This window comes from Streptomyces sp. NPDC102283 (genome assembly GCF_044766265.1).
Classification (GTDB): Bacteria; Actinomycetota; Actinomycetes; order Streptomycetales; family Streptomycetaceae; genus Streptomyces.
In genome coordinates this window covers 132255-151610 of the sequence record NZ_JBIWLQ010000010.1, presented here as the reverse complement: position 1 = coordinate 151610, position 19356 = coordinate 132255, and the positions used below count along the sequence as shown (strand labels likewise).

Below are 19356 nucleotides of genomic sequence, written 5' to 3'. Positions count from 1 at the left end.
TCGTTCACAGTCACTTTCCGGCCACCCGGAGAAGGCCCGGCGGGGCGAGGCAGACTGTGGGGTATGCGCCTCCCCCGTACCCGTCCTCGATCCCTGGCGGGCCAGCTCTTCGCCATGCAGGTCGTCCTGATCGCCGCGGTGGTGGCGGGGTGTGCCGTCTTCGCGTACGTCTCGGGCAGCGAGCAGGCCGAGGAGACGGCCGCCCGGCAGGTGCGGGTGGCGGCGCTGGCGGTGGCCGATTCCCCCTCCGTGCGGGAGGCCATCCGTACCCCGGACCCGTCCGCCGCACTCCAGCCGTACGCGGAACGGGTGCGCGAGGACACCGGGATCGCCTTCATCACCATCATGGACACCGAGCGGGTGCGCTGGACGCATCCGGACGCGGAGCAGATCGGGGACACCTTCCTCGGGAACACCGCGAAGGCCCTGCGCGGGCAGACCTTCACCGAGACGTACACCGGCACGCTGGGCCCCTCGATACGGGTGGTGACCCCGATCCGCGACAACGGGCGGATCGTCGGCCTGGTCAGCGCGGGCATCACGGTGGACCGGGTCTCCTCGCAGGTCCGGGACCAGCTCGGCGCCCTCGCGCTCGCGGCGGGCGGGGCGCTCGCGCTCGGCGGGATCGGCACGTACGTGGTCAACGCGCGGCTGCGACGGCACACCCACGGGATGAACGCGGCGGAGCTGAGCCGGCTGCACGACTACCACCAGGCCACCCTGCACGCGGTGCGCGAGGGGCTGCTGATGCTGGACGGGCGGCGGCGGATCGCGCTGATCAACGACGCCGGGCGGGAGCTGCTGGGCCTGGAGCCGGACACGGAGGCGGTCGGCCGTACGGTCGACGAGCTGGCCCTGCCCGCGCCGCTGACCGGGGCGCTGCTGGCGTCGGAGGCACGGGTGGACGAGCTGCACCTGACGGCGGAGCGGGTGGTCGTGGTCAACACCCGTCCGGTGGTGGGCGGTGAACAACGCGGCACGGTGGTGACCCTGCGGGACCACACCGAGCTCCAGGCGCTGACCGGCGAGCTGGACTCCGAGCGCAGTTTCACGCAGGCGCTGCGCTCCCAGGCCCACGAGGCGGCGAACCGGCTGCACACCGTGGTGTCGCTGATCGAGCTGGGCCGCGTGGAGGAGGCGGTGGACTTCGCGACGGCGGAGCTGGAGCTGGCCCAGGTGCTGACCGACCGGGTGGTGGGGGCGGTGGAGGAGCCGGTGCTCGCGGCCCTGCTGCTGGGCAAGGCCGCCCAGGGACACGAGCGGGGTGTGGAGCTGGTGCTCGCGGAGGACAGCCTGATCGACGACGGGGCACTGCCGCCCTCGCTGGCCCAGCGTGATCTGGTGACGATCCTGGGCAATCTGATCGACAACGCGGTGGAAGCGGCTTCGGACGCGGCCGACGACGGTTCCGGGGCGGTGCCCGCGCCCCGGGCGCCCGGAGGTCCGGCGGGACGGGCCCGGGTCACCGTGACGGCGCTCGCGGACGAGCGGGAGCTGCTGCTGCGGGTCGCGGACACCGGAGCGGGCATCGGTCCGGAGGCGGCGGCCGAGGTGTTCCGGCGCGGCTGGTCGACGCACGGGACGGGGCGCGGGCTCGGTCTGGCGCTGGTGCGGCAGGCGGCGTACCGCAACGGGGGCACGGTGGAGCTGGACGCGGGTCCGGACGGCGGCGCGCGCTTCACCGTACGGCTGCCGCTTCCGGCCCGGGCGCCGGCAGGCTCGCAGCCCGGGCCCGGGGCCGGGGCCGGGCACAAGGAGGTCACGGCATGATCCGGGTCCTGGTGGTGGAGGACGATCCGGTGGCCGCCGACGCCCACCAGATGTACGTGGAGCGGGTGGAGGGCTTCACGGTGACGGCGGTGGCGCACACCCGGGCGGCGGCCGTGCGGGCGCTGGAGCGGACGCCGGTGGATCTGCTGCTGCTCGACCTCTATCTGCCCGACGGGCACGGGCTCGGGCTGCTGCGCTCGCTGCGCGCCTCCGGCCATGGGGCGGACGTGATCGCGGTGACCTCGGCGCGGGATCTCGCGGTGGTGCGGGAGGGGGTGTCGCTCGGCGTCGTGCAGTACGTGCTGAAGCCGTTCACGTACCCCACGCTGCGGGACCGGCTGGTGCGGTACGCGGAGTTCCGGGGCGCCGCCGGGGAGGCGAGCGGGCAGGAGGAGGTGGACCGGGCGCTGGGCGCGCTGCGGGTCGCGCATCCGGCCGCGCTGCCCAAGGGCCTCAGCGGCCCGACGCTGGAGGCGGTCACCCGGGTGCTGAAGGGATCGCCGGAAGGGGTGACGGCGGCCGCCGCCGGGGAGCGGCTGGGCATCTCGCGGATCACCGCCCGGCGGTACCTGGAGCACCTGGTGACCGTCGGCAGCGCCGCGAGGCGTCCGCATTACGGTCAGGTCGGCCGACCGGAGCTGCACTACCGCTGGCTGGCCGCAGGACGCTGACCGGTCGCGGACGAAGGGGCCGACAAGCGCTTGCCGGTCGGTTTCACGCCCGCGGTGCGCTTCTGCGGAGGTGCAAAAGAAAGCGCTGGTGGGGCCGGGTTCACGTACCGCCCGCCCGGTTCGCGACTGGAGGTTCCTACGAAGCGTGATCTGTGCGGAACGTACCGTAGCCAGGGCGGAAATGGACTTCTACGGTGGGCCCGTGCACCCCACCCCGCCATTCAACGCCCCCGCCGCGCGCCGTCTCCGCGAGGCTCTGGGGATGGCTCCCGGTCATGTCGCCTACGGGCTCGCCGCCCAGTACGGACTCCGGATCAGCGCAGAGACCGTCATCGCCTGGGAGCGCGGCCTCGCGACGCCCGGGGAGCGTGAGCTGACCGCCCTCTCCGGCGTCCTCTGGTGCGCCCCCGGGGAGCTGCTGACCGCCGCCGTCACCCTGCGCGAGCACCGGATGGCCCGGGACCTGAGCGTGGACGAGCTGGCCCGTCAGCTGGGGATGACCGGCGCCTCGTACCTGCGGATGGAGGAGTCGGGGCGCTGGCGGGGCAACGAGAAGCAGTCGGCGGCGCTGTGCCGGGCGCTGGGGCTGACGACGGCGCAGTTCCTGACGGCGACGGGCCGCGACGAGGAGTTGGCGGAGCTGCTGAGCAGCGCGGTCACCACGCGCTGGCAGGCGTACGTCCGCCCGGTGGCCAAGATCGTCCCGCTGGACCGGGCACTGATCCAGGACACGCTGGAACAACTGCACGCCGACTACCAGGCCCTGATGGTCTCCACGCTGAGCTGGAGCAGCACGGGCCAGGAACGCTCCGGGTCGACGGGCGACGCGGGCCGGGCGTTCCTGGCCCGGGTGGTGGACCAGTTCTGGCGGACCGCCGGGGTGTGACCCCGCACGGGCCGCCCGTGCGGCCCGTGCGGTTCTGGAGGGTCGGCCCCTGCCGGAAGGGCGGCTAGAAGACCGACTCGGCCTCGTACATCCGCTCGGCCGGCACCCTCTTCAGCTGGGTGACGGCGTCGGCGAGCGGGACCATGGCGATGTCGTTGCCGCGCAGGGCGGTCATCCGGCCGAAGTCGCCGCGGTGCACGGCCTCCACGGCGTTCCAGCCGAAGCGGGTGGCGAGCACCCGGTCGTACGCGGTCGGCGTGCCGCCGCGCTGGACATGGCCGAGAATGACCGGCCGGGCCTCCTTGCCGAGCCGGGTCTCCAGCTCGATGGCCAGACGGTTGCCGATGCCCTGGAAGCGCTCGTGGCCGTACTGGTCGATCTCGCCCTTGGCGTACGGCATGGAGCCCTCCGCCGGGTGCGCGCCCTCGGCGACGCAGATGACGGCGAACTTCTTGCCGCGCGCGAACCGCTCCTCGACCATCTTGACCAGGTCGTCGACCTGGAAGGGGCGCTCGGGCAGGCAGATGCCGTGGGCGCCGCCGGCCATCCCGGACTCCAGCGCGATCCAGCCCGCGTGCCGGCCCATGACCTCGACGACCATCACCCGCTGGTGGGACTCGGCGGTGGTCTTGAGACGGTCTATGGCCTCGGTCGCGACGCCCACCGCCGTGTCGAACCCGAAGGTCCGGTCGGTGGAGGAGATGTCGTTGTCGATGGTCTTCGGGACGCCGACGACCGGCATGCCCGCGTCGGAGAGCATGCGGGCCGCGGTGAGCGTGCCCTCGCCGCCGATCGGGATGAGCGCGTCGATGCCGTAACGGCGGGACAGCTCCTCGCAGTTCTCGGCGGCCTCGCGCAGCCGGTCGCGCTCCAGGCGGGCCGAGCCGAGGATGGTGCCGCCGCGGGCGAGGATGCCGCTGACCGCGTTGAGGTCGAGGGGGCGGAAGTGGCCGTCGAGCAGCCCCTTGAAGCCGTCCTCGAAGCCGATGACCTCGTCGCCGTGGCCGACCACGGCCCGGTGGACGACCGACCGGATCACTGCGTTCAGGCCGGGGCAGTCGCCGCCCGCGGTGAGAATTCCGATGCGCATCGAGGTGTGTCTCCTGCTCGCTAGTCGCGCTTTTCCGGGAGGCCGACCGTGGCGGCCTCCGTGCCCTGAACCAGGACGATTGTCCCACGCCCGGCGCGGACCCCGCGCTTTCGGCCGGGTGCAGGGGGTAGGAGGCCCTGTCGGGCGGGCCCGCCGTGCCGCCCGACGGGGCGAGGCCTCCGGCGGGCGGCATAGCGGCCCTCGCAGGTATCGTCAAGAGGCAATGCAGGCCAATGCCGCACCCGGCGGATCACCGGGCGGGCACGGGGGCATCACCGCACGTCCGGACGCCCTACGGGTCGCGGCACCGAACACAAGGACGGGAGAGCACGCGTGGCGCGCAGCGTGTACGTGACCGGGATCGACCGGGGGGACGGCCGCCAGGTCGTCGAGCTGGGAGTCATGGAGCTTCTGACGCGTCAGGTGGACCGGGTCGGCGTCTTCCGTCCGCTGGTCCACGACGGGCCCGACCGGCTCTACGAGCTGCTGCGGGCCCGCTACCGGCTCTCCCAGAGTCCGGCCTCGGTCTACGGCCTGGACTACCACGAGGCCTCGGCCGTGCAGGCGGAGAAGGGCACGGACGAGCTGGTCTCCCGGCTCGTCGAGCGTTTCCACCAGGTGGCCCGCGCGTACGAGGTGGTCCTGGTCCTGGGCAGCGACTTCGCCGCCACCCAACTCCCCGACGAGCTGGCGCTGAACGCGCGACTGGCCAACGAGTTCGGGGCCTCGGTGATCGCGGTGGTCGGCGGCAAGGGGCAGAACGCGGAGTCCGTCCGCGCCGAGACCCGCAACGCGTACCGCGCCTACGCGGGCCTCGGCTGCGATGTGCTGGCCATGGTGGTGAACCGGGTCGCCGCCGAGGACCGCGAGACGATCGCGGAGCGGCTCGCGGCCCGGCTGCCGGTGCCCGTCTCCGTCCTGCCGGACGACCCGGCGCTCTCGGCGCCCACGGTCGCCCAGATCACGGCGGCCCTGGACGGCACGGTGCTGCTCGGCGACGACTCGGGGCTCGCGCGCGACGCGCTGGACTTCGTGTTCGGCGGGGCCATGCTGCCGAACCTGCTGAACGCGCTGACACCCGGCTGTCTGGTGGTCACCCCCGGGGACCGGGCGGATCTGGTGGTGGGTTCGCTGGCCGCGCACAGCGCGGGCACCCCGCCCATCGCGGGCGTACTGCTGACCCTGAACGAGCGCCCCGGCGAGGAGATACTCACGCTGGCCGCCCGGCTCGCACCGGGGACCCCGGTCGTGTCGGTGGCCGGCGGTTCCTTCCCCACCGCCGGCGAGCTCTTCGCCCTCGAAGGCAAGTTGAACGCGGCGACGCCCCGCAAGGCGGAGACCGCCCTCGGCCTGTTCGAGCGCCACGTCGACACCGCCGCCCTCCTCGACCGGATCTCCGTGGCCCGCAGCGGACGGGTCACGCCGATGATGTTCGAGCACGAGCTGCTGGAGCAGGCCCGCTCCGACCGCAAGCGCGTGGTGCTGCCGGAGGGCACCGAGGAGCGGGTCCTGCGCGCCGCCGACGTACTGCTGCGCCGGGACGTCTGCGACCTCACGCTGCTCGGCGACGTGGACGTGATCCGGAAGAAGGCCGCCGACCTCGGCATCGACCTCGCGGACACCCAGCTGATCGACCCGCACACCTCGGAGCTGCGGGGCGCCTTCGCCGAGCGGTACGCCGAACTGCGCGCGCACCGCGGGGTGACGGTGGAGCTGGCCGTCGACGTGGTGGCGGACGTGAACTACTTCGGCACGCTGATGGTGCAGGAGGGTCTGGCCGACGGGATGGTGTCCGGGTCGGTGCACTCCACGGCGGCCACCATCCGCCCGGCGTTCGAGATCATCAAGACGAAGCCCGACGCCAGGATCGTGTCGTCCGTCTTCTTCATGTGCCTCGCCGACAAGGTCCTCGTGTACGGCGACTGCGCCGTCAACCCGGACCCGGACGCGGAGCAGCTCGCGGACATCGCGGTGCAGTCGGCGGTGACGGCGGCCCGGTTCGGCGTGGAGCCCCGGATCGCGATGCTGTCGTACTCCACCGGGACGTCCGGCTCCGGCGCGGACGTCGACAAGGTGCGCGAGGCCACCGAGCGGGTGCGGGCGGAGCGGCCCGAGCTGCGGGTGGAGGGGCCGATCCAGTACGACGCGGCGGTCGAGCCGTCCGTGGCGGCGACGAAGCTGCCCGGCTCCGAGGTGGCGGGCCAGGCGACCGTGCTGATCTTCCCGGACCTGAACACCGGCAACAACACCTACAAGGCGGTGCAGCGCTCGGCGGGCGCCGTGGCGGTCGGCCCGGTGCTCCAGGGTCTGCGCAAACCGGTCAACGACCTGTCGCGCGGCGCGCTCGTCCAGGACATCGTCAACACCGTGGCGATCACGGCGATCCAGGCGCAGGGCGAGGAGCGCCCCGCATGACGACACCCACTCCCCCGGCCACCGACCCCGGAAACGAAAGCACGGCAGCCTCTGTGGAACCGCACCGCGTCCTCGTCCTCAACTCCGGCTCCTCGTCGGTGAAGTACCAGCTCCTCGACATGCGCGACCGCTCCCGGCTCGCCTCGGGCCTGGTCGAGCGGATCGGCGAGGAGACCTCGCGCCTGGTGCACACGCCGCTGACCGGCGGCGACGCCGAGCCCCGTGAGCGTACGGGCCGGATCGCGGACCACGACGCGGCGCTCAAGGCGGCGGCCGAGGAGTTGGCGGCGGACGGCCTGGGCCTCGACTCCCCCGAACTCGCCGCGATCGGGCACCGGGTGGTGCACGGCGGGCTGAGGTTCAGCGCGCCGACCGTGGTCACCGACGAGGTGCTGGAGGAGATCGAGCGCCTCGTCCCGGTCGCACCGCTGCACAACCCGGCGAACATCACGGGCATCGTCACGGCGCGGGCGCTGCGGCCGGACCTGCCGCAGGTCGCGGTCTTCGACACGGCGTTCCACACGACGATGCCGGAGGCGGCCGCGCGGTACGCGATCGACGTGGAGACCGCCGACGCGCACCGCATCCGCCGCTACGGCTTCCACGGCACCTCGCACGCGTACGTCTCCCGCAAGACGGCCGAGCTGCTGGGCCGGGCGCCCGAGGACGTGAACGTCATCGTGCTGCACCTGGGCAACGGGGCGTCCGCGTCGGCGGTCGCGGGCGGGCGGTGCGTGGACACCTCCATGGGGCTGACGCCCTTGGAGGGGCTCGTGATGGGAACGCGCTCCGGGGACATCGATCCGGCGGTCACGTTCCACCTGAAGCGGGTGGCGGGCATGTCGGCCGACGACATCGACGTCCTGCTGAACAAGAAGAGCGGGTTGGTCGGCCTCTGCGGCGACAACGACATGCGGGTGATCCGCCGCCGGATCGACGAGGGCGACGAGCAGGCGGCGCTGGCCTTCGACATCTACATCCACCGGCTGAAGAAGTACATCGGCGCCTATACGGCGGTGCTCGGCCGGGTGGACGCGGTGGTGTTCACGGCGGGGGTCGGGGAGAACGCGGCTCCGGTGCGGGAAGCTGCCATCGCGGGCCTGGAGGAGCTGGGCATGGCGGTGGACGCCTCGCTCAACGCCGTACGGTCCGCAAAGCCGCGGCTGATCTCGCCGGGGGACGCCCGGGTGGCGGTCGCCGTGGTGCCGACGGACGAGGAGCTGGAGATCGCCGACCAGACGTTCGCGCTCGTCGAGGGGCCGTAGTCCACGGTTCGGACGGGTCGACAACTGAGCACCCCCGCGCCCCTTTGTATCTTCCACCAGACGGAATATTCCGCAGCGAAACAAACCGATAGGATCCGCCCCATGCGCCGTTCCAAAATCGTCTGCACCCTCGGTCCCGCCGTCGACTCCCATGAGCAGCTCGTCGCTCTGATCGAGGCCGGCATGAGCGTGGCCCGTTTCAACTTCAGTCACGGTACCCACGAGGAACACCAGGGCCGTTACGACCGCGTCCGCAAGGCGGCCGCCGAGACCGGCCGCGCGGTGGGCGTGCTCGCCGACCTCCAGGGCCCGAAGATCCGGCTGGCGAAGTTCGCCGAGGGCCCGGTCGAGCTGGTCCGCGGGGACGAGTTCACCATCACCTCCGAGGACGTCCCCGGCGACAAGTCGATCTGCGGCACGACCTACAAGGGCCTGCCCGGCGATGTCGTCAAGGGCGACCCGATCCTGATCAACGACGGCAACGTCGAGCTGAAGGTCGTGGCGGTCGAGGGCCCCCGGGTCAGGACCATCGTCATCGAGGGCGGTGTCATCTCCGACCACAAGGGCATCAACCTGCCCGGCGCGGCGGTCAACGTCCCGGCCCTGTCCGGCAAGGACGTCGAGGACCTGCGCTTCGCGCTGCGGATGGGCTGCGACCTGGTCGCCCTCTCCTTCGTCCGCGACGCCGACGACGTCAAGGACGTCCACAAGGTGATGGACGAGGAGGGCCGCCGGGTCCCCGTCATCGCCAAGGTGGAGAAGCCGCAGGCGGTCGAGCACATGGAGGGCGTCGTCATGGCGTTCGACGGTGTGATGGTGGCCCGCGGCGACCTGGCCGTGGAGTATCCGCTGGAGAAGGTCCCTATGGTGCAGAAGCGCCTGGTGGAGCTGTGCCGACGGAACGCCAAGCCGGTGATCGTGGCGACCCAGATGATGGAGTCGATGATCACCAACTCGCGGCCGACCCGCGCCGAGGCGTCCGACGTCGCCAACGCGATCCTGGACGGCGCGGACGCGGTCATGCTGTCCGCCGAGTCCTCGGTGGGCGCGTACCCGATCGAGACGGTCAAGACGATGGCGAAGATCGTCGTCGCCGCCGAGGAGGAGCTGCTCTCCAAGGGCCTCCAGCCGCTGGTCCCCGGCAAGAAGCCCCGTACGCAGGGCGGTTCGGTGGCCCGTGCGGCCTGCGAGATCGCGGACTTCCTGGACGGCAAGGCCCTGGTCGCCTTCACCCAGTCCGGCGACACCGCCCGCCGCCTCTCCCGCTACCGCACGGCCCAGCCGATCCTGGCCTTCACCACGGACGAGGCCACCCGCAACCAGCTCGCCCTGAGCTGGGGCGTCGAGTCGCACGTCGTCCCGCACGCGGACACCACCGACGCGATGGTCGACCTGGTCGACGCGGAGCTGCTGAAGCTGAACCGCTACAACGACGGCGACACGATGGTCATCACCGCCGGCTCGCCCCCCGGCATCCCCGGCACCACCAACATGGTCCGGGTGCACCACCTGGGCGGCGGCGAGCGGGTCTGACCCGCACCTCGCACCGAAGCGCCGTGGGCCGTACTCCTGGTGAGGAGTACGGCCCACGGCGCTGTGCGGCTCCCGGACGGGATCGGGGGGCGGGCGGCTGTCAGCCGTTGCCGCCGTCGAGGTAGTTCTTCAGTCCCGGAATGGTGAGCGTGCCGCCGAACTGGCCGGCCTGGACCACCTTCACCTTGGTGAAGAAGGCGAAGGGCACGTTCAGCGGCGGCGGGGTCCGGGGGGTGAAGGTGATCGGGATGAGACCGAAGAGATTGCCCTTCAGCTCCTCCGTGTACATCGTCACCTCGCCGTCGCGGATCGTCGACGTGGATCCGGGCCGCGACTTCACATGGCCGGTCGTGCCCGCGGGGCCGGCGGTCAGCTGGTGCAGGTCCTTGATGTCGATGGAGCTGGCGGTGAACTTGAGCACCTTCTTGATGCTGCCGTCCGCCTTCCTCACCTCGACGATGCCGTGGTAGTCCAGGCCGTTGAGGGTGAGCAGCGTCGACTCCAGGATCCACGGGTCGGACGGGAGCAGCGGGATGCCGGGCTCCAGTTCGGCCGCGGCGAGCGCGTCCGGGTCCGGCTCGGGGCACGGGAAGCGGGGCTTGGCGCCGTCCGGGATGTCCTCGTCCTTCTTGGGGTCGAGTCCCTTGACGTCCTCGTCGAGCTCCTCGACGTCCTTGCCCGCCTTCTCGGCCGCCTCGCGGATGGCGTCGGCCGTCCTGTCGGACGTCTCCTTCGCCTTGTCCGCGGCGCTCTCTGCCGGGTCCTTGGTCGCGTCCGACGGCTCGTCGGACGGCTCCGGGGCCTCGGTCGTGGGGCTCGGGGACGGGCTCGCAGGTTCCTCGGTCTTCTTGTCGGGCCCGTCGAAGAGGTCCTTGAGCGCGTCGCCGACGCCGAGCGGGTCGAGCGGGTTCTTCGACTTCGTGGGCGTCGGGGTCGCGGAGGGCGCCTCGGCGGGCGTCTCCCCGGCGGACCGCGCCGACTTGTCCGCGTCGGGCTCCGCCCCGTCGGCGGAGCCGCCGGCGGAGGGCGTGGGCGTGGGCGTGGCGTCGTCGCCGGGCTTCGCGTCCTTGCCGGCCTCGTCCTTCTCCGTGGCCGACGGGGAGGGGGTGGCCTTCGGCGACTCGGACCCGCTCGGCTCGTCGGACCGGGTGACGCACGGTCCGGGCGCGAACGGGATGTCGGCGCGGTCGTCGGCCAGGGCCAGCTTGGGCGTCAGCCCCATGCCCACGAAGACCGCCGTCGGCATCGCGGCGAGCGCGATCGCCTTCTTGCCGCTGGGCAGGTGGAGCTTGGTCAGCAGCGACTTCCTGGGGGCCGCGTGACGGGGGCCCCTGCGCTCGCGGGGGTCGTCGCCGGGGTAGGCGTTCATCCGCTGTCCGTCGTCACCCCGCACGGTTCCTCCCGCCGTCGCCGTCGACTGCCAGGTCGTACCCGGAGCCCTGCTGCCGCGGGACGGCCGCCGCCTGGAACTCGTCCTCGGAGCGGTCCTCGTACGGCAGGCCCTTCGCCGGCGCGGTGCGCCGGGTCCCGTGCTCGCCGAACGGCTCCTCGTCGCTCCTCGTCCCGCCCGGGGCCCAGGAAATGGACAGGGCTCCGCCGACGAGGGCGAGGACGAATCCGATGACGAAACCGCCGATGTTGGCGACGGGTAGGGAGATCAGCGCCAGCAGGATGGCGGCGACACCGGCGAAGACCCGGACGATGCTGTGGAACCACATCGTCAGGCCGAGCGTGACCAGGAGGACCCCGATGATCAGGGATCCCGCGCCGGCCGTGGTGGACATGGCCAGCGTCACGTTGCCGAGGTGCATGTTGGCGTACGGGAAGTAGGCGATGGGAACGCCACCCGCCATGGTGAACAGTCCGGCCCAGAAAGGCCGGTTACCCCGCCAGGCGCGGAAGCGTCGCCGATAGACGCGGATGTAGTGCTCGTTCTGCCCTGTGGACTCGGGGCTCATGGAAAACAGCTCCCTGGAACCGGTACTGCGGTGAGAAGTGAAGGGGTGGGTGACCGGAAACCGGTGAGGCACGGGCTCCGGTCACCCGACGGGGTGCTTAGTAGCACTCCTCTTCGGTGCCCTGGTGCAGGCGCAGTTTCAGACCGCTGAGGTTGAAGGTGCCCGCCGTCGTGGCCCACGCCTTCTGCCTGACGTTCGTCAGCAGAGCCTCGTCGGCCCGCTGGGCGAAGCCCTCCTCGTCGGCCCGGGTGCCGGGCTGGATGCCTATGGCCCCCGGCTCGTCGGGCTTCTTGAGCGAGCCCGCCGCGACGCCGATGTCGATGTTCTTGAACTTGGCGTCGGCGTCGAGCTCCGACACATCGAGGTAGAGGTCCTTGGCGTAGACGCGCTTGTGACCCTCGCCGCCCGCCTCCAGCCTCAGGGTGACGCTGCCGAGGCCGAACGGCAGGTCCGGCGTGACGACCGACTGGCACATGTTCGTGATCCAGGCCTCGCTGAAGCCCGACACCGCGACCGGCGCGTTCATCGGCTTGCCGTCCAGCGTCTTGCCCGAGGCCACACTGCCGTACTGGACGAAGTCGCGGCCCTTGAGCTCCTTGGCCTGGACCTTGAACTCCTGGCCGGAAACGCTGAACGACGCCGCCAGCGCACCCTGCGCCAGACCGATGCCCACCGCGGCCGTCGCGGCGACGCTCGGCACCATGACCAGAGCGAACCGCTTCCATCTCGTCCCACCGCGAACCTGGGAACTCATACTTGCTCCTTCTTCTCGGACGTACATCTCCGGTCCGGGCGTCGTGCCCGTCCTGGGATGGGAGAAGTGCTACGTCCTCGGGAAGGAGAGCGCCTGCGAACGGAGACGTGTCCCGCATCCGTTCCACCGGCGTTCACCCCCGAGCGACAACCACTGGCCGCGCTTTCCGCACAGCCGGTCGGACAGGCCCCGCCCGTGGGCGGGAACCCCCCTGTCCGCGGTCGGCGCCACTGCCGCCGACCACTCGGTGGGGACCCAACAGACCCTCAGGCACCGGCTGGAGGCCGGGCTGGAGGTATTGGACCGAGCGTGGCCGATCGTGGTGCATTCACGGCCGTGACACAAGGGGGATCGTTACTGACTAGTAACGGCCCGATAACCACAGGGCGACAGGGCGGCATCACGCGGCGACGCAGGGTGGCACGAAAGGGACATCGGAATGACGGGAAACTTCCTGGAAACGGGACAGAAGCATCGACCCGCCTTACTGCGAGTAACAGCTCGCATCTTTGTCAAGTTTTGGTAAAGCGAGGGCTTATCGCGCTCTTCTTTGGCGTCCGGACGGCAAAACGGCCGCGCCGCCCGGGAGGCGGTGCGGCCGTCTTGTCACATCGGCACAATCGGGCTCGTCCGGAGCGGACGGCGGACCGGTGTCAGAACAGGACGCGGGCCAGCGCGGTGCGCGCGGCGGTGACCCTGGGGTCCTCCGGACCGATCACCTCGAACAGCTCCAGGAGTCGCAGCCGGGCGGCGTCGCGGTCGTCGCCCGCGGTGCGGCGGACCGCTTCGACGAGCCGGCCGAAGGCGTCCTCGACATGCCCGCCGACCAGGTCGAGATCGGCGGCGGCGAGCTGGGCCTTCACGTCGCCCGGGTTCTCCGCGGCTTCCTTGCGGACCGCCTGCGGGTCCGTGCTCTGGACGCGGCCGAGCAGCTCCGCCTGGGCGAGGCCCAGCTTGGCCTCCGGATTGCCCGGGTCGTCCGCGAGGACGTTCTTGTACGCCTGGACCGCGCCGTCGAAGTCATTGGCGTCGAGAGCGGAGGCGGCGGCCTCCAGCACGGCGTCGTACGGGCCGGCCGGAACCTCGGCCGGGACGGCGTCCGCCGTGGCGGCGTCCGGGTCGACGACGATCCCGGTCAGCCCGAAGCGCTCCTCGCCGACCTGGATCAGCTGGTCCAGCGTCTCGCGGATCTGCGCCTCGGGGGCCGCGCCCTGGAAGAGCGGGAGGGCCTGCCCGGCGACGACCGCGAAGACGGCCGGAATGCCCTGGATGCCGAACTGCTGCATCAGCATCTGGTTCGCGTCGACATCGACCTTGGCCAGCAGGAAGCGGCCGTTGTACTCGACGGCCAGGCGCTCCAGCAGGGGGCCCAACTGCTTGCACGGCTCGCACCACTCGGCCCAGAAGTCGATGACGACGGGGACCTCGGCGGAGCGCTGGAGGACGTCGCGCTCGAATCCGGCTTCATCGACGTCGATCACCAGGGCGGCGGGAGCGACGGCTCCGGCGCCACCGGTACGGGAGGCCTCCGCGCGGGCCTGCTCCGCCTTGGCCTTGGCCTCACCGGCCGCCTTGACAGCGGCGAGGTCGACAACGCCGCTCATGGACATGTTCCTAGGCTGCATACGTACATCCTCCCCCCTGAGCGCACCGTTCCGGAAAGCGAGTGCGAGAACCGGACCGGCCCGGGCGCCCCCACCGGTGTGCGGGGGCGGACGGGCCGAGGCGGCCCCGGCTCCCCGACGGCCCCGAAAGGCCCGGTGGAACCGGTCGGGCCCCTGAAAGACCCTGGCTGGAACTGACCGGACCCGAAGGCCCGGGTGGACCTTCCGGATCCCCATCCGGCCGGTCCGTGCGGCCCCGGGTCCCCACCCGGCGCCTGAGGTCTCCGCAAAGACCCCGGTGGCTGTCGCTCGTTCGTTCCGTGGCGTACGAGGGCGATCCGGCCGCCTTCCTTACGCTACGACCCGTAGCGTAACCGCCGATCACCCCGCCCGGACAGGCCATCCCGGTGATCTGTCTCACGGGTACCGGAGCACAACCGTTTCCCCTACCGGCCGGTATGGTCGCCGCATCATGAACGACAGCGAGCCCAAAGCCACCCGAACAGGACGCCCGCGGAGCACCGCGGCCGATGCCGCGATCCTCGAGGCGACGCGGGCGTCCCTGGTCGATCTCGGCTGGTCGAAGCTGACGATGGGCGATGTGGCGGCCCGGGCCGGTGTCGCCAAGACGACCCTCTACCGGCGCTGGGCGGGCAAGAACGAGCTGGTCGTGGACGCGGTCGCCGTCCTCTTCGACGAGCTGGAGGTGCCCGACCGGGGCAGTCTGGCCGCCGATGTGCAGGGCGTCGTGCTCCAGTTCGCCGCCCTGCTGGAGCGGCCGGAGGCCCGTACGGCGCTGATGGCGGTGGTCGCCGAGTCCACCCGTGACGACTCGCTGCGCCTGAGGATCCGCTCGGCGATCGTGGACCGGCAGAAGCGGCTGGTGCTGCTGGGCAGGCAACGCGCCCAGGCCCGCGGCGAGTTGCGGTACGAGGACGACGCGTCGACGGCCGCCCGCAACGCGGACCTGATCTTCGACGTGATCGCCGGGGCCGTGGTGCACCGCACCCTGGTGAGCGCGGAGCCGGTGGACTCCGCGTGGGCGAGCGGCTTCACCTCACTGCTGCTGCTGGGGCTGGCGGGCGCGCAGGCGGGATAGCGGGGACCGGCCCCGGCGGTACGCGCCCCCTCCCCGCGCCCCGGCGGGTAGCCACCGGGGCGCGGGGAGGGATGGACGGCGGACGGGACGAGGGTGATGACGTGACGGCCCCTCAGAAGCCCGGCGGCTCCGTGTAGGTGCCCCACTCCTCGCGGAGCACCCCGCAGATCTCGCCGAGCGTGGCCTCGGCCCGTACCGCGTCCAGCATCGGCGCGATCATGTTCGAGCCGTCGCGGGCGGAGGCGAGCATCGCGTCGAGGGCGGCGGTCACCTTGGCGTCGTCGCGGTGGGACTTGCGGTCGGCGAGCTGGCTGACCTGGTCGCGCTCGACCTCGTGGCTGACCCGGAGGATCTCCAGGTCGCCGGTGACCGAGCCGTGGTGGACGTTGACGCCGACGACCCGCTTGTCGCCCTTCTCCAGGGCCCGCTGGTACTGGAACGCGGACTCGGCGATCTCGCCGGTGAACCAGCCGTCCTCGATGCCGCGCAGGATGCCGGAGGTCATCGGCCCGATGGGGTGCTGCCCGTCGGGGTGGGCCCGGGCGCCGCGCTCCTTGATCTGGTCGAAGATCTTCTCGGCCTCGGCCTCGATCCGGTCGGTGAGCTGCTCGACGTACCAGGAACCGCCCAGCGGGTCGGCCACATTGGCGACGCCGGTCTCCTCCATCAGCACCTGCTGGGTGCGCAGGGCGATCTCGGCGGCCTGCTCGGAGGGGAGCGCGAGGGTCTCGTCGAGGGCGTTGGTGTGGAGCGAGTTGGTGCCGCCGAGCACGGCGGAGAGCGCCTCGACGGCGGTGCGCACCACGTTGTTGTACGGCTGCTGCGCGGTGAGCGAGACGCCGGCGGTCTGGGTGTGGAAGCGGAGCCACTGCGCCTTGTCGGTCTTCGCGCCGTACGTCTCCTTCATCCAGCGGGCCCAGATGCGGCGGGCGGCGCGGAACTTGGCGATCTCCTCGAAGAAGTCCAGGTGCGCGTCGAAGAAGAAGGAGAGCCCGGGTGCGAAGGTGTCGACGTCCAGGCCGCGCGAGAGGCCCAGCTCCACGTAGCCGAAGCCGTCCGCGAGGGTGTACGCCAGCTCCTGCGCGGCCGTCGCCCCGGCCTCGCGAATGTGGTAGCCGGAGACGGAGAGCGGCTTGTAGGCGGGGATGTCGCGGGCGCAGTGCTCCATCAGGTCGCCGATGAGGCGCAGGTGGGGCTCGGGCTGGAAGAGCCACTCCTTCTGCGCGATGTACTCCTTGAAGATGTCGGTCTGGAGCGTGCCGTTGAGCACGCCCGGATCGACGCCCTGGCGCTCGGCGGCGACCAGGTACATGCAGAAGACGGGCACGGCGGGGCCGCTGATCGTCATCGAGGTGGTGACATCGCCTAGGGGGATGTCACCGAAGAGGACCTCCATGTCGGCGGCGGAGTCGATGGCGACCCCGCAGTGGCCGACCTCGCCGAGCGCGCGCGGGTCGTCGGAGTCCCGGCCCATGAGCGTCGGCATGTCGAAGGCGACGCTGAGGCCGCCACCGCCCGCCGCGAGGATCATCTTGTAGCGCTCGTTGGTCTGCTGGGCGTTGCCGAAGCCGGCGAACTGGCGGATCGTCCAGGTGCGGCCCCGGTAGCCGGTGGGGTGCAGCCCGCGGGTGAAGGGGTACTCCCCCGGCCAGCCGATCCGCTCGAAGCCCTCGTACGTGTCGCCGGGGCGTGGCCCGTACGCGGGCTCGACCGGGTCCCCGGAGAGCGTGGTGAAGTCCGCGTCACGCTTGCGGGCCTTGTCGTAACGGGCCTGCCAGCGGAGGCGGCCTTCCTCGATCGCGTCAGCGTCCATACCTCGAATTTACTAGGACGTCCTAGTAAATGTCGATGGGAAACCGCCCTGCGCTTCGCGCGCGGGGCGGTTCGGGGTGGCCCGGGAGCCTTCGGCTCAGGCCTTGGCGGTGACCGGGGCGGGGTCGGTGACCAGGGCGCGGGCCTCGCGGCTGACCTTCGGCTCGACGAAGAACGAGGCGAAGGGGATGCAGCCCGCGGCCAGCACCCACAGGAGCTTGCCGAAGGGCCACTTCGCCTTGGAGCCGAGATCGAACGCGAAGACGACGTAGACGATGAACAGCACGCCGTGGATCTGCGAGATCAGCATGGTGTCGCCGGTCTCGAAGCCGTACTTCGCGATGATCGCCACGGTGAAGACGAGCAGCCAGATGGCGGTGACGTAGGCCATCACCCGGTAGCGGGTGAGCACGTTCTGTTTCATGGCTACGAGCGTAACGGGACGACCGGGGCGATCTTCGCGCGACCCCGGCCTCACCGGAAGCCCGCGTTCACTTCTCCTCGAAGTCCTGGGCCGCCACCCGCAGCGGACGCAGCATGGCGAAGATCTCGGCGCACTCCTCGGAGTCGTACACCCCGAGCCCGAAGTCGATCGCGACCAGGTCCCGGGTGGCCGCCTCGACGACGTCGCGGCCCTTGTCGGTGATGGACGCCAGCGTTCCGCGGCCGTCGTTGGGGTTCGGCCGCTTGTCGACGAGACCGGACCGGACCAGCCGGTCCACGGTGTTGGTGACCGAGGTGGGATGCACCATCAGCCGCTCCCCGATCTTGGACATCGGCAGCTCACCGGCCTTGGAGAAGGCGAGCAGCACCAGCGCCTCGTACCGGGCGAAGGTCAGCCCGTACGGCTTGACGACGGCGTCGACCTCGGCGAGCAGGATCTGCTGGGCCCGCATGATCGAGGTGATCGCCCCCATCGAGGGCACGGGTCCCCAGCGCTGCTGCCAGAGCTCGTCGGCGCGGGCGATGGGATCGAAGGGAAGACTGAGCGGCTTCGGCACGGCATCGACCTTACCGACTGGTCACATGCCGGTCAGCCCCGTCTCGTCCTTCGGTATCGGACATCCGTCCGGGGGCTGTCCTGCGGACCTCCGCGACCAGCAGGAGCGTGCAGGCGGTGCCGACGATTCCGGATCCGGCGACCACCTGGTGCACGGGGAAGAACTCGGCCGCGAGCCCCGCCAGCGCCATCCCGAGGCCCTGGACGGTCATCAGCCCGGCGGTGAGCAGCGTCATGGCCCGGCCGCGCAACTCCTGGGGCACGGCGTCGAGGAACCACTGGTCGAGCCCGATCACATAGGCGGCGCCCGCGCCGGCCAGGGCGAGGGCCGCCACGGCCAGCGGCAGCCCGGGGCGGACCACGTACACGAGGAGCGGCAGCAGGCCGGCGGCGGCGACCGGCAGGACGATCCGGGAGCGGTTACGGGGGCTGAGCGCGGAGCCCACGAACAGCTCCGCCCCGATGTGCCCGACGGCCATCGCGCAGAGCAGCAGCCCGAGCGCGGCGGGCGGGGCCCCGATCGCGTCGGCGTACGGGGCGGCGAGCGCCTCCGGGGCCACCACGAACATCGCGGGCAGCCAGAACAGCAGCATCAGCGCCCGGATGCGGCGGTCGCCCAGCACCAGGCGGGCCCCGGAGAGCGACTCCTTGAGCAGGGTCCCGCCGCCGCCGTCACCGGTGCCGGCGCGGGCGGGGCGGTCGCGGGTGCCGAAGCGGAGGAGGGCGGCCGAGCACAGGAAGGTCACCACGGTGACGGTGATCGCGCCGCGCGGGGACAGCACGGTGAGCAGCACCCCTCCGGCGCCGAACCCGATGAGCATCGCGCTCTGCGAGACGATCCGCAGCAGGGAGCGGCCCAGCACATAGAGGTCGCCCTCGCCGAGGATGTCGGTGAGCGCCGCCATCCGGGTGCCGGTGAAGACGGGCGCGATGGCGGCGACCAGGCAGCGCAGGGCGAGGAGTCCGGCGACCGGGGTGGCGGGCACCAGCATCACGGCGACGCAGGCCGCGCAGAGCAGGTCGCAGACGACCAGGACGCGGCGGGCCGGGTAGCGGTCGGCGACCCCCGCGAACAGCGTCCCGCCGATCATGTACGGGAGCAGCCCCAGCGCGAACGTCAGCGCGCTGAGCAGCGGGGAGCCGGTGAGGTCGTAGACGAGCACGGTGAGCGCCAGCTCACTGACCACGACGCCGAGCAGCGAGAGCAGGTGCGCGGCGAAGACGGCCCGGAACTCGGTGACGGCGAAGACGGCCCGGTAGCCGCGCGGGGCGGCGGGGGCCAGGCGGTCGGGGCCGGGGGCGGCGGGCTCCCGGAGCGTGGGCCCGGGGCCCGGGTCAGGGCGGGCGGCACGCTCCGGGGGCGGAGCCGGGACCGGTGCCGCCGGGGCGGGCGGGGTACGGGGTGTGTCCGCCGGGGCGGGGCTGTCGGTCGGCATGGGACGAGCCTGCGGCCGAGGAGCGGCCGGTCCTAGACTTTCGGCTGGAGCCGAATGTCCGGC

At 71.8% G+C, this 19356-nt stretch carries 16 protein-coding genes; 7 read left to right on the top strand and 9 right to left on the bottom strand.

The features are described from left to right. Window positions 1-63: 63 nt before the first annotated feature. The 3 genes from ACIRJT_RS21175 (at window position 64) to ACIRJT_RS21165 (ending at window position 3327) form a co-directional block, all read left to right on the top strand. On the top strand, window positions 64-1770 hold the full coding sequence (locus tag ACIRJT_RS21175) for an ATP-binding protein (RefSeq protein ID WP_403911321.1): 1707 nt from the start codon (window positions 64-66) through the stop codon (window positions 1768-1770). Next, window positions 1767-2441 (top strand): response regulator, encoded by a 675-nt coding sequence (locus ACIRJT_RS21170; RefSeq protein ID WP_403911319.1) that lies wholly within the window; start codon window positions 1767-1769, stop codon window positions 2439-2441. Before ACIRJT_RS21175 ends, ACIRJT_RS21170 begins: the two co-directional genes overlap by 4 nt. 181 nt (window positions 2442-2622) lie before the next feature. After that, window positions 2623-3327 carry a helix-turn-helix domain-containing protein gene (locus ACIRJT_RS21165; RefSeq protein WP_403911317.1) on the top strand — a complete coding sequence of 235 codons (705 nt, stop codon included), beginning with the start codon at window positions 2623-2625 and terminating at the stop codon, window positions 3325-3327. A 64-nt stretch (window positions 3328-3391) separates the two neighbouring features. Here the strand turns inward: ACIRJT_RS21165 and ACIRJT_RS21160 are convergent, their stop codons facing one another. Beyond that, entirely contained in the window at window positions 3392-4417 is a 1026-nt protein-coding gene (locus ACIRJT_RS21160) for an ATP-dependent 6-phosphofructokinase (RefSeq protein WP_007448045.1), read from the bottom strand. A gap of 333 nt (window positions 4418-4750) precedes the next feature. On the opposite strand from ACIRJT_RS21160, the gene pta reads away from it, so the two are divergent. From pta to pyk, 3 genes are all read left to right on the top strand, one after another. Then, a complete protein-coding gene (gene pta, locus ACIRJT_RS21155) occupies window positions 4751-6832 on the top strand; it encodes a phosphate acetyltransferase (RefSeq protein WP_403911315.1) in 2082 nt (693 codons plus the stop codon). Between the two features lie 53 nt (window positions 6833-6885). After that, window positions 6886-8097, top strand: coding sequence for an acetate kinase (locus ACIRJT_RS21150; protein ID WP_403911561.1), 1212 nt, complete (start codon window positions 6886-6888; stop codon window positions 8095-8097). Window positions 8098-8199: 102 nt separating this feature from the next. After that, window positions 8200-9630, top strand: a complete 1431-nt coding sequence (gene pyk, locus ACIRJT_RS21145; RefSeq protein ID WP_403911313.1) for a pyruvate kinase — start codon at window positions 8200-8202, stop codon at window positions 9628-9630. A 100-nt stretch (window positions 9631-9730) separates the two neighbouring features. Here pyk and ACIRJT_RS21140 read toward each other — a convergent pair whose 3' ends face one another. From ACIRJT_RS21140 to ACIRJT_RS21125, 4 genes are all read right to left on the bottom strand, one after another. Further along, the gene (locus tag ACIRJT_RS21140) at window positions 9731-11023 is read right to left on the bottom strand and encodes a hypothetical protein (RefSeq protein WP_403911311.1); all 1293 of its coding nucleotides are present in this window, start codon (window positions 11021-11023) and stop codon (window positions 9731-9733) included. Next, window positions 11013-11588 carry a DUF6114 domain-containing protein gene (locus tag ACIRJT_RS21135; RefSeq protein ID WP_403911309.1) on the bottom strand — a complete coding sequence of 192 codons (576 nt, stop codon included), beginning with the start codon at window positions 11586-11588 and terminating at the stop codon, window positions 11013-11015. Before ACIRJT_RS21135 ends, ACIRJT_RS21140 begins: the two co-directional genes overlap by 11 nt. Window positions 11589-11685: 97 nt before the next feature. After that, window positions 11686-12342 carry a DUF6230 family protein gene (locus tag ACIRJT_RS21130; protein WP_403911307.1) on the bottom strand — a complete coding sequence of 219 codons (657 nt, stop codon included), beginning with the start codon at window positions 12340-12342 and terminating at the stop codon, window positions 11686-11688. 653 nt (window positions 12343-12995) lie between these two features. Further along, entirely contained in the window at window positions 12996-13967 is a 972-nt protein-coding gene (locus tag ACIRJT_RS21125; protein ID WP_403911305.1) for a tetratricopeptide repeat protein, read from the bottom strand. Window positions 13968-14418: 451 nt separating this feature from the next. On the opposite strand from ACIRJT_RS21125, the gene ACIRJT_RS21120 reads away from it, so the two are divergent. Next, the gene (locus ACIRJT_RS21120; protein WP_403911303.1) at window positions 14419-15045 is read left to right on the top strand and encodes a TetR/AcrR family transcriptional regulator; all 627 of its coding nucleotides are present in this window, start codon (window positions 14419-14421) and stop codon (window positions 15043-15045) included. 112 nt (window positions 15046-15157) lie between these two features. Here the strand turns inward: ACIRJT_RS21120 and ACIRJT_RS21115 are convergent, their stop codons facing one another. The 4 genes from ACIRJT_RS21115 to ACIRJT_RS21100 all read right to left on the bottom strand — a co-directional run bounded on the left by ACIRJT_RS21115 (window position 15158) and on the right by ACIRJT_RS21100 (window position 19293). Next, window positions 15158-16858 carry a methylmalonyl-CoA mutase gene (locus tag ACIRJT_RS21115; RefSeq protein ID WP_403911301.1) on the bottom strand — a complete coding sequence of 567 codons (1701 nt, stop codon included), beginning with the start codon at window positions 16856-16858 and terminating at the stop codon, window positions 15158-15160. Window positions 16859-16954: 96 nt separating this feature from the next. Continuing rightward, window positions 16955-17281 carry a DUF3817 domain-containing protein gene (locus tag ACIRJT_RS21110; protein WP_026290710.1) on the bottom strand — a complete coding sequence of 109 codons (327 nt, stop codon included), beginning with the start codon at window positions 17279-17281 and terminating at the stop codon, window positions 16955-16957. Between the two features lie 67 nt (window positions 17282-17348). Further along, window positions 17349-17858: a MarR family winged helix-turn-helix transcriptional regulator gene (locus tag ACIRJT_RS21105; RefSeq protein WP_217226404.1), complete on the bottom strand. Its 510-nt coding sequence runs from the start codon at window positions 17856-17858 to the stop codon at window positions 17349-17351. A gap of 10 nt (window positions 17859-17868) precedes the next feature. Continuing rightward, the gene (locus ACIRJT_RS21100) at window positions 17869-19293 is read right to left on the bottom strand and encodes an MFS transporter (RefSeq protein ID WP_403911299.1); all 1425 of its coding nucleotides are present in this window, start codon (window positions 19291-19293) and stop codon (window positions 17869-17871) included. Between the last annotated feature and the right edge of the window lie 63 nt (window positions 19294-19356).